The organism is Streptomyces natalensis ATCC 27448, assembly GCF_000935125.1.
Taxonomy (GTDB): domain Bacteria; phylum Actinomycetota; class Actinomycetes; order Streptomycetales; family Streptomycetaceae; genus Streptomyces; species Streptomyces natalensis.
The window spans coordinates 356,669-370,290 of sequence record NZ_JRKI01000034.1 but is presented as its reverse complement, the minus strand read 5'-3'; the positions used below and the strand labels follow the sequence as shown (position 1 = coordinate 370,290).

The following is a 13,622-nucleotide window of genomic DNA, read 5'->3' as shown; positions in this document are numbered from 1 at the left end:
GGTCAGTCCGCCATGAGCCGGATGCCCTCGTAGGCCAGCCACTGGGCGAAGCTGTGCAGGCCCCGGCCGAGGCCGGTCGCGGGTGACCAGCCGGGCAGGCGCGCGCCGGGCCGGAGCACCGCCCGGACGGGGGCGCCGGCCGCTGCGCCGTCCGCCTCGACGGGGACGGGCCGGACGGCACCGCACACGGCTTCCGCCAGGCCGGCAGCCGTGCAGGGCTGCGGGTCCGCCAGTGTGAGGACGCGTGCGGCAGGGGGCGTGCCCAGCACCCGTCCCAGGGCGTCGGTGAGGTCGTCCACATGGAGCGGATGAAGCGGGCGCTCCGGGGCCGTGCCCAGTACGACGGGGTGGCTGCGCAGCGCGTTCCACACCATGCGGCCGATCGGGGTGTGCCGCGAGCATCCGGGCCCGTACAGGTCGCCTGCGTGCAGCGTGTACGTGACGGGGTGCGGGAGAGGCCGTCCGTCGCCGTCCGTCCGTACGTTCACCGACAGCCGCGTCTCGCCGTCCCGTTCCTCTTGGAGGCCCCGCAGATCCGCCACGGCAGCGCAGCCGTCCTCGTCGGGGCCCCATGGACCGAGCACCGTGACGGGGTGTCCGCGGTCGGCCAGTCCCCGCACGATGTGCTCGCCCAGTGGCGTCGCCGCGCCGATCACGCCGACGCGGCGCGGCCGGGAAGGGGATGTCCGGCGGTTCCTGCGCGGACGCGCGAGGTCCTCGGCCGCCTCCCGTCCCGCCGCGAGTCCCTCCCGGGCGGTACGGGCCAGCTCTGCCCTGCGCTCCTCGATCTGTTCCTCGGTCCGCGCATGGCTGATCCCGCCGGGGCCGATGGTCGCCAGGGCTTCGGCTACCACGGCGGGGTCGGGTGAGGCGGTTGCGCCGCCGGAGGTGCCGCGGAGGCCGTCGCGCCGCTCCACCAGTCCTGTGGCGAAGGCGGTGAGCCACGTTCCCCGGTCACCGTCCCCCGCTGCCGGGGGAGCCGTGCGCAGCCGGGCGGCCGGCACTCCGGCGCCCGCCAGGTACCGCTCGCAGTCCAGGTGGAGCCAGCGCTGCGGCCCGGGCCCGGCGACGCGGACCGCACACTGCGCCACGCCCTGCTTGAAGAAGGGAACGACCGTCAGGCCGGTGAGGCGTGTGTCCTCGTGCCCGGCGGGATCCGACGGCAGGAAGGACACGGATCTGCGCGGCCCCCGGAAGGCGTTGCCCGAGATGCTGCCGCGGTCCTGGTGCTCGGCGAGGTTCGGTACCGACACATAGCGGGGGATGCACTGTTCGGTCAGGTAGCGGTACATGAGGATGTCGTCCGGCCAGCCGCCCAGCCGGCTCCGGCCGTACGCCACGAAGCCTTCGGCGACCTGCCGCGGCAGGATGATCGACACGCAGGGGAAGTACTCGTTGACGGCTCCCACCCAGCGCGCCCCTGCGAGGGCGCCGAACCGCACCGCGGCCCCGTTGCGTGAGTCCCAGAGCGCGAACAGGGCGAGTGCGGCGCCGGGCATCGCCTCGACGGCGCGCCGGGCCCGCTCGAAGAAGGAATCGGACAACACCATGTCGTCCTGGACGACCAGCTGATGGGTGGCTCCGTCCTCGATCGAGGACCAGGCGGCCAGCGCCGTGCGCAGCACCGACGGCGTCCCCGTGGGGTCGGGGTCCATGACCACCCGCAGGGCGCCCGGGGGCGCGGTCGAGGCCAGTCTCTCTGCGGCTTCACGGCGCTTCGGGTGGGTCATCACGACACCGCTCAACCGACAACGCGTCACACGCCCTCCAGCTGACTCCGTATCCCGTCGCGCCCGCGTCCGGGACCGGATCCGGACAGTACGGGCGGCACCCAGGGGCCGCAAGAGCGCCGAAAACGCGTTCTGGCCGTGGCGCACGGCCCCACGGATCCTGGCATGGCAATCCCGACTCCGCATCAGACGCCTGAGGGGGCACCATGCCCGCGTTGTCAAAGGGACCATGGACAGGCACAGGAACAGGGACAGGGACAGGGACAGGAACAGAGACCGGAACACGGGCGGGCACCGGGGAGACCGTGCTGTTGCGGCTGGGCAAGCTCCTCAACGCGCGGGTCCTGGTGACCGGCGGGGGCGGCCTGGTGGGCAGCCGGCTGGCGGCGCTGCTCCAGAGGGTGGGCGCCGCGGTCACCGTGCTCGACCGGATGGACGCCTATCCGGAACCGGCGCATGAGCTGTTCGGGGCGGCCCGGTCCGGTGCGCGGCTGGTGGTCGGTGACGTGTGCGACCGGGACACGGTGGCCGAACTGGTCCGGGGCGCCGACTTCGTGGTGCACGCCGCCGCCTACGCCGACGTGGCCGCCTGCACCCGGCGCCCCGACATCGCCTTCCGCGCGAATGTCTGCGGCACCCAAGTGCTGCTGGAGCAGATCGCCGCGCACCCGGTCCGCCGGCTGGTGCTGGTGTCGTCGGCAGCGGTGTACGGCGACGGCCTGCCCGGCGTCGAGGGGCCGCAGCGGTTCCGGGAGGACCAGTGCCTGTTCCCGCTGTCGGTGTACGCGAACTCCAAGCTGTGGGCCGAGCATCAGACCCGGCTGATGCTGGGCGCCTCGTCCCGTACGGAGTATGCGGTGGTGCGCTACTTCTCCGTCTACGGTGATCCGCAGATCCCCAAGCCGGGCAGCCACTCGTGGATGGTGCCGTGGCTCACCCTCCAGGCCCGGCTGGGCCGGCCGATGCGGTTGAACGGCGGCGGGGTCCAGGTCCGGGACCTGGTCCATGTGGACGATGTCGCCGAGGCCACGGCCCTCGCCCTGGTGGAGGAGCAGATGGCCGAGCAGACCGTCAACGTGGGGACGGGCACCCCGACATCGGTGCGCGAGGTGGCCGACCTCGTCGCGGCGCACTTCCCGGGCGCCCGCCGGGTGACCACCCCGCGGCCGGAGGGGGATCCGCTCGGGGGGTACGCCTGCGTCGAGCGCTCCTGGGAGCTGCTGCGCTGGCGGGCGCGGACCGGGGTCCGCGAGGGCATCGGCCGGTACGTGAGCTGGCTGCTCGCCACGCCGCGGGCGGTGCCGCGCTGGCTGGCCGAGGAAGACGCGTGACAGCCTCCTGTCACGGGTCCGGCGTCGTCGTCCCCGGAGCCCAGGAAGGCGGCTCGTACATGGGCTACATCGGGTCCTACATCTGGTCGTTGCGTCAGAAGGTGGGCAGCCGGCTGCTGCTCGTCCCGGGCGCGCAGGTCCTGCTGCTCGACGCGGACGGGCGGGGGCTGTTCCAGCAGCGGGCCGATTCGGGGGTGTGGGAGCTGCCCGCCGGAGCCTGCGAGGAGGGTGGCGACTTCGCCGACGCTGCCGTACGGGAGCTGGCGGAGGAGACCGGACTGCGGGTGGAGCGGGCAGACCTGGTCGCCTTCGGGTCCCTGTCCGATCCGCAGGTGCACACACTCACCTATCCGAACGGCGATATGACCCACTGCTTCGCGCTGTGCTTCGTGGCCCGGCGCTGGTCGGGCGAACTCCGCCCCGGCCCGGACGAGGTGCGCCAGGTGGAGTTCCGAGCGCTGACGGATCCTCCGTCGCCGCTGCATCCGCCCACGGCGGTGGCGCTGTCGATGTACGAGGCGTTCCGTGACGAAGGGCGGTTCCAGGCCCGGTGAACGGCATGGAGAGGGTGCGAGCGGCGGTGCCCTGCCGGGCCTGCCTTTCCGGTGAGGACCTGGACTGGCTGGGCGGCCGGTCGGTGAGCCTGGCCCTGGACCTGATGACCACGGTGGAGATCGGGCCTCCGGGGCCGCGGGCACCGGCCGCTCAGAGCCCGGGCGGCGGCTGGCGGGAGGAAGTATGGGCGTTCCTGCGCGAGCGGCTGCCCGGCCTGGCGCCGCGACCGCCGGCCGTGACCGTACGCAGTGACGCGCCCGCCGCGAGCGGCCTGTCGTCGTCCACGGCGTTCATCGTGGCGCTGTTCCGGGCGTTCGCCGACGCCTGCGCCCCCGCCGGCCAGGCGCCGGACCGCACCACCCTGGCCCAGTGGGCGTACGAGTTCGAGTTCGCGGTGTTCAACGGCGGCGGCATGGACCAGCTGGCCGTCGTCGAGGGCGGCGCGCTGCTGTTGGACGGCCGGACGCGCGGGCTTCCGGCCGTACGGGACCGGCTGGAGTTCCCCGGGGACTGGGCCGTGATCGTCGTGGACTCCGGCGTCCGCAAGGACACCGGCGGCCACATCCGCGCCGTACGGGCGCAGCTCGCGGCCCGCGATCCGGCGCTGGCCGCCTACCGGGCCCGGGTGGACGAGGCGTCGGCGGCCGTGTGGGAGGCGCTGCGCGGGCACGACCACCGGGCGCTGGGCGCGGCGATGAGCAGCGCGCACGCGGCGATGCGCGACCTCCAGCGGATGTCGGTGCCGCTGCTGGAGGAGGTGCGGGCCGTGGCGCTCCGTTCCGCCGGCCTGCCGCTGAAGCTGAGCGGGGCCGGCGGAGGCGGGGCGCTGGTCGGGGTGTGCCCGGTGGCCGAGGAGCCGGAGACGGTGGACCGGCTGCGGCGGGCGCTGCGCGGCGCGGTCCCCGGGGCCCGGGTCATCCCGGCCCGTGCGGCGCCGGGCGTCCGCCGGGAGGTCGCCACCCCCTGCGCGCCGCAGCCTCGGGACCAGCAGGTGTCTCCTCAGATGAACGGGTCGTAGTCCGCGGCGAGCGGGGGCCTGCCCTCGCCGCGGGCGATCCGGTCCAGCTCCAGATTGGAGCGGTGGCGCGCGCAGTGGAAGCGGCAGTCCCAGCTCGGGTCGATCATGCCGCGATCGGAGTCCTGCCAGATCGTGGCAAGGTCGTCGGTGACCGCGTCGCCGATCTTCGCCAGCGGATTGCCCCGGTGGTAGGCGCAGACGTAGACACCGGACGGTGTGACGAGGGTGCGCAGTTCGGCGACCTGGCAGCGGTGGTACGCCTTCGGCTGGACGGGTCCGGCATGGCCGCGCAGCGAGGTCAGCGTGGAGGAGTTGACGAGCTGGAAGGTCTCGCTCTCCAGCCGCGCCGCCTCGGCCAGCTGTCGGTCGACGGATGCGAGCACCTCCTGAGGGACCTGCACGATGTGGTGGTCGTCATCGAACATGGCTTTGGTCTCGAAGTAGTCGCAGCCGATGTCATGGGCGAGCTCGGCGGCGCGCAGCACCTCGTGGTGGTTGGTCACGGTGCGGCCGTCGGGCTCCTGACGGGACATCACCAGGAAGGAATAGCCGAGGACGCCGCGCTTGGCCTCGGCGAGCAGCCGCATGTTCTCGATGACCTTGTCGAAGACGCTGCGGCCCTTGCGGTCCGGCCGGAAGAGGCCGAAGGTCTCGCGCGTTCCGGCGTCGACGGAGACCCGTACCCAGGAGGCGTACCGAGCCAGTTCCTCCAGGTTCTGCCGGATCATGGTGCCGTTGGTGACCACGCCGACGGCGAGGCCGGCCTCGCCGAGGATGCGTAACACCCCGCGGGTGCCGCGGTGGGCCAGGGGTTCGCCGCCGCCGATGAGGACAACGGCCCGCACGGACAGGGCGATCAGTTCCTCGGCCAGCGCCGCCAGCCGTTCGGGGGTGAAGCGGCCCTGGTTGAGCAGCTTTCCGCTGATGCACTCGGGGCAGGCCAGATCGCAGAAGGTCGTGGGGTCGAGATCGACCACCAGTGGGGCCCGGGAGGGCCCGCCGGAGGCGGCCTCCAGGACCCGGGGCCAGCCCGAGGGCTGGTACAGCTTGGAAACCAGGTCCAGGCGGTCTGCGCTCACGTGCCATCTCCTCTGCTGTACGGGCGGTGTACGGCCGGCTCGTGGGAGGTGCGGCAATCACCTCTCCCTACCCCCGCATGGCCCGGGCCCTGCGCGAGGGCAGCGGGATTTCGGCCTGAAGCCACCGGTCCGTAACCCGTCCGGGCCGGATCGCCGGGACCGCTGCCAGCAGCGTTCCCCACCCGGGCACACACGGTCGGCGCTCTGACTTCCGCGAACTTTGACGTAATGGCTGCGGCGCGCGACCAAGGAACTCTTGACGGTGACGACACGCTGCCGCAGCGTGGCACCCGCGCCTCCCACGTCCCCCTATCGGAGGGTGAGTACTTGACTCCTCCCTCTCGTAAACGAGGGGGATTCCTAGCTCACGTCGCCTGCGGTCCGGCGGACCGGCAGGTCTTACACGATCAGCACCAGCCGGGTACGAGACCAGCCCGGACCAGCATCACGCGGGCGGAGTTCTTGTCTCTGGGCGAGACAGCTCCGCACGCGGTGCAGGCATACGTTCTCTCGGAAAGAGGTAGTGCGTGCTTGGTTCTCGCTCCGCACTGCGCACAGTCCATGGTGGTGTGCGCGGGGTGTACCAGGTGCACGGCACGGCCGTGCTTGCGACCCATCTCGATCAGGGCCCTCTTCGTGGCACTGATCGCCGCGTCCGCGGCCTTGCGCGCCATGTTCGACTTCGCGAGGAACTTCGGCCGGAAGTCCTCTACCGCCAGGGCGTCGTGGTCGGTCACGACTTTCTTCGCCCATTTGCGGCCCGTGTCCTGGCGCTGGCGGGCGATCTTCTTGTGCAGTTCGGCCCGCAGCTTCTTCGCCTCGCGGTAGCCCTTCGAGGCGGCCTGCCCCTTCTTCGGCTTACGTCGGGCCATCATGCGGTCGTACCGCGTCAGCTTCGCCGCAGCCTTCGTCCCGTACTCGGCGTGGGGAAGGTCGTGCTCGTCGGACGTGGTGGTCGCGGTCTCCTTGACGCCCCAGTCGATGCCGATCACGCGGCCGGTGGCCGGAAGGCTCTCGGTCTGCGCGGGGACAACAAAGCTCGCCCACCAATGCCCCACACCGTCGCGGTACACGCGCACGCTGGACGGCGGCTCGGGCAGCTCACGCGACCACACCGGGCGTACGACGATCCCGCCCGCCAGGTGCAGGCGCCCGTCCTTCAACCGGAATCCGCGCCGGGTGTAGTTCAGGGTCGGCGCCGCGTCGTGCTTCTTCTTCCACCTGGGCATCCCGGCCCGCTGCCGCATCGGCAGCCGGTCCTTGATGTCCTTGAGCGCTTTGGACCGAGACGTGCCGAAGTCGCGTATAAGCTGCTGCTGGGGAACCGAGCTTCCCTCACACAGCCACGGCGTCACCTTGCGCGCTTCGGTCAGCATCTTGTCGAGCTGAGCCGGGCCACAGGTCAACTTCTCGCCGGTCTCCTTCACGGCCTGGTGGACCTGCCTGGACTTCGCAACGCACTCATTCCACACCCAGCGGCACCGGTCCCACTCCGCTTCGAGTGCACGCCGAGCCGTCACCGACAAGCGCACACGGAACGTGTACCGGGCGTGCCCGGCGCTCTCCGTCGTCGCTTGTGTCGTCATGTACCCGAACCTACCCGGGAGGACTGACAGTTGATCCTTATTGATCTTTGCAGTGTCCCTCACCAGCGGGGATGGCGGACGCCGAATCGCCCGGCGGCGATTCGGCTTTCCCTGCCCCGCTCCGCGGGAAGCCGGATTCTCCCCCGCAAGCGGGAGGTAGCCCCACCCCAGGCTGAAGCCTGGGGCACCCTCCGGGAGGTTCGGTGACGACCAAGCAGTCAGCGACGGCCGCGGAGGAGTCCGCGCGTCCGGTACGGGTCAACTCGTGGAACGGCTGGGATCCGCTGCGGCACGTCGTCGTCGGCAGGGCCGAGGGCACCGTGGTGCAGGCGCCCGAGCCCGCGGTGAGCCGCGACTATCCCGACGACGGCTTTCCCCTGGGCACGTACGGGCCGATGCCTCCCGACATGGTGGCCGAGGCCGAGGAGCAGCTCGACAACTTCGCGGCGCTGCTGGAGCGTCGCGGCATCCGGGTGGACCGGCCGACACCGGTCGACTTCACCCAGCAGGTCGCCACGCCCGAGTGGACGCACGACTCGATGTTCGGCTGCATGCCACCCCGGGATCTGCTGCTGACGGTCGGCAACGAGGTGCTGGAAGCGACGATGTCGTACCGCAGCCGCTGGTTCGAGCACCTCTGCTACCGACCGGTGCTCCAGCGGCTCTTCGACGGCGATCCAAGCATGCGCTGGGAGGCGGCGCCCAAACCGCGGCTCACCGACGCCTCCTACAACGCCGGCTTCTGGGACGTGTTCAACAAGCTGACGACCGAGGAGCAGCTCGCGCGGGTGCGCGACTACGACCTGGTGCTCACCGAGGCAGAGCCGCTGTTCGACGCGGCCGATGTGGCGCGTTTCGGCAAGGACCTGTTCGTCCAGCTCTCGTTCGTCACCAACCGCAGCGGCTACCAGTGGCTCAGGCGTCACTTCCCCGACCACCGGGTGCACGCGGTGACCTCCACCAACACGCATCCGCTGCACATCGACTCCACCTGGGTGCCGCTGCGTCCGGGCCTGGTGCTGCACTGCGGTGAACGGCTCGCCGACGCCGAGCTGATGGAGTTCTTCAAGCTCAACGACTGGGAGATCGTCGAAGCGGTCCAGCCGGCCAGTTGGCAGCATTCGCCGAAGCTCTCCTTCTGTAGCCCGTGGCTGGCGGCGAACATGCTCAATCTCGACGAGAACACGCTGTGTGTGGAGGAGAACGAGCTGCCGCTCGCCGATCAGCTCTCCGGCTACGGATTCGAGATCGTGCCGGTTCCGTTCCGTGCGGTGGGCCCGTTCGGCGGCGGCCTGCACTGCGCAACCGTCGACATCGAACGGGAAGGCACGATGCAGGACTACTTCCCGCGCAGGTACGGCCGATTCTGAGGTGACCGGCGAGGGGGTGTCCGAGCGAGCCGGTATCCGGGGCGTGATCTTCGACTACTACGGCACGCTGGTGCGCATGATTCCGCCGTGGCCGCCCAGCCACGGCGCGATCTTCGCCCGCCGGGGGCTCGCGGAACAGGGCGCGCGGTGGGGGGACCAGTGGTCGGCCGGGCCGCGCGACGGCGAGGAGCACACCGAGCACTCCGTCAGCGAGGCCGCGTACACGGCCTGGGAACGGGGCCGACTCCGGCGCCGGGCACACGCCTGCGGCGTGCCGGAGGACCGGCTGGATGATCTGGTCGCCGAGCTGGACCAGGCGATGAAGGCCGTCCATCTGGCGCTCTTCGACGATGCGTTGGAGGTACTCGCAGCGCTGCGCGAGCGGGGGCTGCGAGTCGCCGTCTGCTCCAACTGGTTCTGGGACCTGGACCGTTCCGTGGAGCGGGTGGGCCTGGGCGGGCTGCTCGACGTGGCGGTCAGCTCCGCCCGGGCGGGGGCGCGCAAGCCGCACCCCCTGCCCTACCGGATGGTGCTGGACGGCTGCGGTCTGCGGCCGGACGAGGCCCTGTTCGTCGGTGATGTCTGGGTGCCTGACGTGGTGGGTCCGCTGGCCGCGGGGATGCGGGCCGTGCATCTGTGGCGGCCGGACCGCGCCGTCGACGGTGTTGCGCCGCCCCTTCCGCCGGGTGCTGCGCGGATCGCGGGGCTGCGGGAGCTCATGGGGCTGCTGGGGTGGCGCGCCTCGGCCGGCGCATCCTCGTGAACGAGTTTTCCTTTCCCCGGTGCCGGGGTAGTGCGGGGACCGGCAGAGAAAACCGGGCCGCCGATCGGAGAGGGTCATCCATATGGACCGTGCATACCGGGGGCGAGAGCTGGTTCTGGGAATTGAGGGCCTGGCCCTGCTGCGCCACGCCATCGACGGGGACGAGAAGTTCCTGCGGGACCGCCTGGACGACATCCGCCGACTCGCTGCCGTCGAGGAACCCGCGCGGGACAGCGGCCAGGTCGCCCGTGAGCTCGACGCCGCCCAGGGCTACGCGGCCTGGTCCGCGATCTACGACTCCCTGCCCAATGCGTTCATCGAGGTGGAGGAGCCGGTGGTCCATGCCCTCCTGGACCCCCTGCCCCCCGGCACCGCGCTGGACGCCGCCTGCGGCACCGGCCGGCAGACACGGGCACTCACCTCGCGCGGCCACCGCACGCTCGGGGTGGACCAGTCGCCGCAGATGCTCGACAAGGCCCGGGCCAACGCTCCCGGTGCCGAGTACCGCGTCGGACGGCTGGAGAGCCTCCCCCTCGAGGACGACTCGGTCGACCTCGCCGTCTGCTGCCTGGCGTTGACGCATCTCGCGGACCCGTGCACGGGCATCGCCGAACTGGCCCGTGTGGTCCGTCCGGGCGGGCGGATCATCCTCTCCGACCTGCACCCCTTCGTCATCTCCCTCCAGGGGCAGTGTCTGTTCGCCGAAGGCCCCGGCCGCCTGGCGTTCGTCCGCAACCATGTCCATCTGCCCAGCCGCTATCTGGCGGCCTTCAGGCAGGCGGGACTGAGCGTGAACGGCTGTCACGAGCCCCTCTTCAACGGGCGACTGGCACCGGGCGGTTACGAGGAGTCCGTCGCCGACGCGGCCCGCGCCGCCTGGGACGGCCTGCCGCTGGTCATCGTCTGGGACCTGACCGTCCCTGCCTGAGCCCGCCCCCCCCGCACAGAGAGGAGTCCGGCCCGATGACCCCGGTGGTGGTACGTCACTCGGAACGACCGGAACTGTGGGACCGCGTCTCCGAACAGTTCGCCGGGGTCGTGCCGGAGTACAACCTGCACGGAGACATCAACGGCGGCTACTGGACGCGCCTCTTCGAGGACTTCCCCGCATACCAGTTCCTCCTGTACGACGACGCGCACGACGAGATCCTCGGCGCGGGCCGGTCCCTGCCCCGTACCTGGGACGGCACCGCCCAGGGGCTGGGTTCCGGCCTGGACGACTCCATCGCACGTGCCTTCGCGGACCATGACGCCGACCGGTCCCCGGACGCTCTGTGCGCTCTGGGGATCGAGGTCGCGGCGGCCCATCAGGGCAAGGGGCTGTCGAAGGTGCTGCTGGACCAGATGACGGCGACCGCCCGCTCCGCCGGGCTCGGCACGGTCCTCGTACCGGTACGGCCCACCTGGAAGGAGCGCTACCCGCTCACCCCGATCGAACGCTACGCCGCCTGGAAACGCGACGACGGTTCCCCCTTCGACCCCTGGATCCGCACCCAGGTGCGGGCCGGAGGCGGCGTCGCCGCCGCCTCGGAACGGTCGTCGCGCATCACCGGCACGGTGGAGGAGTGGGAGAGCTGGACGGGCATGGCCTTCCCGGATGACGGCGAGTACGTCTTCCCGGGCGGACTGGCGCCCCTGAGCATCGACCGTACGCGCGACCTCGGCACGTACTGGGAGCCGGCCGTGTGGATCATGCACCGGGCCGACGGGTCCGCAGCCTGTCCAGAACGTTCCGGGTGATCCGGTCGACCGCGGGATCGAGGCCCAGACCCACCACCCTCGGCCAGTCGGTCGTCGCCGCCGTGAACACCGTTCCGCCCGCGGTATGGACACCCATCGTGGCGGCGCGCGGGCCGGTGATCCGTTCTTCGCGCGGTTCGTAGCCCCAGTGCCCCGACCGCAGAGCGTGGGGCTCGCGGTTCGGCGGGTGGAGGAGGGCGATGCCCAGGATGAGGAAGGAATCCGGAGTGCCGTCCATGCCGTGTGCGCGCGCGACGCCGTGCTCGTCATAGGTGAACGCGGCGCCGTCGCATTCGTACCCGATCAGCGGCACTCCGGATGCGAACACATCGGGAGTACCGCCGCTGGTGCCGTCCGCCAGCCCCGTGCCCTCGTACACCCAGTGGTCGGCGTGCTGAACGGTGAACCCCGGGCAGGGACGGTCGCCGGGCCAGTCGCCCGGCCATACGCCGCCGTTGCGGAAGCTGACCCCGGTCAGGCCGTTCTCCGGCACGCCGACGCCACCGGGCGCGGGCCGCCACCACAGGTCCGCGGCGGTCGGATCCGGAGGGGCACCATCCGTCTCGTGGTCGGTGTCCGAGACGAACGCCGTGTTGCCGTCGGTGAGATGGACCCGCCACCAGCAGGTGTTGGCACTGAGGAAGGCCACGTTGCCACCGCTTCGGACAAAGGTCTCGACGTGCGTGCGCATGGCCTGTGACCAGTACTCGTCGTGCCCCACACTGAGCAACAGGTCGTAGTCGTCGAGCAGTTCGGGATTCTCATGGAGGTCGAGATCGCCGCAGTACTCGACGTCGTACCCGTGGCGTTCCAGCCAGCCGATGAACGGTGCGTCCCAGTAGCCGAGGTCGTTGATGCCGCCGGGCCGGCGCATGCTGACCTTGTGACCCCTGGGGGTACCGGCGCCGACTCCCGGACCGGCCGCCGCGTCGACGTACACCGGATTCTCGTAGAGGTTGCACGCCCTCTCCAGTCCCGAGCGGTCCGAGCGGTTGTAGGCATGGCGGGTGAACGTCGATTTCTTGTAGAGGATGCGGGAGACGGAGCCGGCGGACGACGGCCTGACGATGAAGAACTCCCGCTCGAAACCACTGGCGTGCCGGAGGCGGCGCGGCGGATCCGACGGCCGTCCCGAAGCATCGCCCGCGACGAAGCGGGCGATGTGGATGCCCGGTCGCCCGTCGCGAGGGACGGGAAATGCGTACTCGGGCCAGTTCCAGTCGTCGGCCGGAGAAGCATGGCCGGGGTGGCCGTCGGGGTGGGGCGGAGGAGGCGTGTGCACGCCGGTACGCCAGTCCGAACTGCCCAGGAAATCCAGCTCCTTGCCCAGCCGGTAGAAGTCGACCCGGAAGAGCGGGGCGTCCGTCGACACATGCAACCGGAGTGTGCTGCCGACCTCGACGGTCTCCCGGCCGGTATAGCCCTCAATCATCCGCGCCCGCCCGATCTTGCACGATCATGGCGTCCGGCCCGGCGGCGAGCCGCTCGGTGTACAGGGCCTCGTTCGACCGCCGGTCGGGGGTGACGGTGGCCGGCACGGGATGTTCGAAGTGCAGGCACCGCCAGGAGCGGTCGGCCTGCCAGCCGCGGATCACCGAGGTGCGCGCCGCCACCTTCACCAGCAGGTCGTCGTCCTCGCTGCCCCAGCCCGCGTACCGCGGGCAGTAGCCGCCGACCTCGGTGAAGGTCCGTTGCTGGAGCAACAGACCTCCCCAGTGGTAGGGCGCCCGCCACTGGAGGCTGCGCGGGGCGTACGGATCCCGCTCGGAGGCGGGTGGCAGGACCCTGGGGGTCTCGTACCGGACGGCGCCGCGGCTGGGGCGCTTCCAGATGAGTTCCTCGCCCTCGCAGGCGTGCAGCGCACCGTCCGGCGACGCCGTGACGAAGCAGTAGAGCCCTCGTCCGGCGGTTGTGCAGTCCACGGCCCGCTCCGCGGCCGGTCCTGCCGCGCCGCTCGGTATCCGGTGCATCCACGGCTGAGCGAGCGCCCGCCCCGCAGCCAGAGTGAGAGCCCGGCCCAGATAGTCGCGGCCCAACGGGGTGACGTCCGCGTCGGTCAGGTACAGCAGCGGTGAACGGGCCTGTGCGGCGCCGGCGTTGCGGAGCAGCCCCGGCGCTCTGGCTTCGTCGGGGGCCCGCACCACGCGGACCCGGCGGTCGGCGTCCAGGTCCTCCGCCACGCTCAGCGGGATGTCACCGGCCGTCGCCACCACCACCTCGCACGGCATGTCCTGGGCCAGCCAGGCCGTTGTCACCGTCAGCAGGCTCTCCCGTGCCCGGTGTTCCCCGTACAGCGGAATGACCACACTCACGTCGGGCAATGCTCGGTCTCCGTTCCGCATTCGTCTTGCATGGTCGAGGAGACGACGCCGGAACTGTCTTTACCCTCGCGAACAACTGGTCAAAAGAAACACCCGAGTCTGGCTCGTTTTCCGCCCTTCGCCCTGTTC

At 71.2% G+C, this 13,622-nt stretch carries 11 protein-coding genes and 1 pseudogene; 7 read left to right on the top strand and 5 right to left on the bottom strand.

What is annotated here, in order from left to right:
- Positions 1–2: 2 nt before the first annotated feature.
- On the bottom strand, positions 3–1,730 hold the full coding sequence (locus SNA_RS38635; RefSeq protein ID WP_051877054.1) for an NAD-dependent epimerase/dehydratase family protein: 1,728 nt from the start codon (positions 1,728–1,730) through the stop codon (positions 3–5).
- A 206-nt stretch (positions 1,731–1,936) separates the two neighbouring features.
- Between SNA_RS38635 and SNA_RS26300 the strand changes: the two genes are divergently transcribed.
- From SNA_RS26300 to SNA_RS26290, 3 genes are read left to right on the top strand one after another with little or no spacing between them, the layout of a single operon-like run.
- Positions 1,937–3,061: an NAD-dependent epimerase/dehydratase family protein gene (locus SNA_RS26300; protein ID WP_078970208.1), complete on the top strand. Its 1,125-nt coding sequence runs from the start codon at positions 1,937–1,939 to the stop codon at positions 3,059–3,061.
- On the top strand, positions 3,058–3,615 hold the full coding sequence (locus tag SNA_RS26295; protein ID WP_241779849.1) for an NUDIX domain-containing protein: 558 nt from the start codon (positions 3,058–3,060) through the stop codon (positions 3,613–3,615). Before SNA_RS26300 ends, SNA_RS26295 begins: the two co-directional genes overlap by 4 nt.
- A 5-nt stretch (positions 3,616–3,620) precedes the next feature.
- The gene (locus SNA_RS26290; RefSeq protein WP_044367262.1) at positions 3,621–4,634 is read left to right on the top strand and encodes a GHMP family kinase ATP-binding protein; all 1,014 of its coding nucleotides are present in this window, start codon (positions 3,621–3,623) and stop codon (positions 4,632–4,634) included.
- Here the strand turns inward: SNA_RS26290 and SNA_RS26285 are convergent.
- Together SNA_RS26285 and SNA_RS26280 are read right to left on the bottom strand one after the other, a co-directional pair.
- Complete coding sequence (locus SNA_RS26285) at positions 4,616–5,713, bottom strand: radical SAM protein (RefSeq protein WP_030063254.1); 1,098 nt, start codon at positions 5,711–5,713, stop codon at positions 4,616–4,618. The two genes, SNA_RS26290 and SNA_RS26285, sit on opposite strands and share 19 nt — an antisense overlap.
- Positions 5,714–6,095: 382 nt before the next feature.
- Positions 6,096–7,299 (bottom strand): annotated as a pseudogene (locus tag SNA_RS26280) (RNA-guided endonuclease InsQ/TnpB family protein); the annotation flags it as partial.
- Positions 7,300–7,502: 203 nt separating this feature from the next.
- On the opposite strand from SNA_RS26280, the gene SNA_RS26275 reads away from it, so the two are divergent.
- From SNA_RS26275 to SNA_RS26260, 4 genes are all read left to right on the top strand, one after another.
- Positions 7,503–8,669: a serine/threonine protein kinase gene (locus SNA_RS26275; RefSeq protein ID WP_030063252.1), complete on the top strand. Its 1,167-nt coding sequence runs from the start codon at positions 7,503–7,505 to the stop codon at positions 8,667–8,669.
- A gap of 16 nt (positions 8,670–8,685) precedes the next feature.
- The gene (locus SNA_RS26270) at positions 8,686–9,432 is read left to right on the top strand and encodes an HAD family hydrolase (protein ID WP_241779848.1); all 747 of its coding nucleotides are present in this window, start codon (positions 8,686–8,688) and stop codon (positions 9,430–9,432) included.
- An 82-nt stretch (positions 9,433–9,514) separates the two neighbouring features.
- Positions 9,515–10,360 (top strand): class I SAM-dependent methyltransferase, encoded by an 846-nt coding sequence (locus tag SNA_RS26265; RefSeq protein WP_030063250.1) that lies wholly within the window; start codon positions 9,515–9,517, stop codon positions 10,358–10,360.
- 35 nt (positions 10,361–10,395) lie between these two features.
- Positions 10,396–11,172 carry a hypothetical protein gene (locus SNA_RS26260; RefSeq protein WP_030063249.1) on the top strand — a complete coding sequence of 259 codons (777 nt, stop codon included), beginning with the start codon at positions 10,396–10,398 and terminating at the stop codon, positions 11,170–11,172.
- Here SNA_RS26260 and SNA_RS26255 read toward each other — a convergent pair.
- Together SNA_RS26255 and SNA_RS26250 are read right to left on the bottom strand one after the other, a co-directional pair.
- Positions 11,123–12,604 (bottom strand): N,N-dimethylformamidase beta subunit family domain-containing protein, encoded by a 1,482-nt coding sequence (locus tag SNA_RS26255; protein WP_037788494.1) that lies wholly within the window; start codon positions 12,602–12,604, stop codon positions 11,123–11,125. The two genes, SNA_RS26260 and SNA_RS26255, sit on opposite strands and share 50 nt — an antisense overlap.
- On the bottom strand, positions 12,597–13,484 hold the full coding sequence (locus tag SNA_RS26250) for a glycosyltransferase family 2 protein (protein WP_198535136.1): 888 nt from the start codon (positions 13,482–13,484) through the stop codon (positions 12,597–12,599). The genes SNA_RS26255 and SNA_RS26250 overlap by 8 nt, the downstream gene beginning before the upstream one ends.
- Positions 13,485–13,622 lie beyond the last annotated feature (138 nt).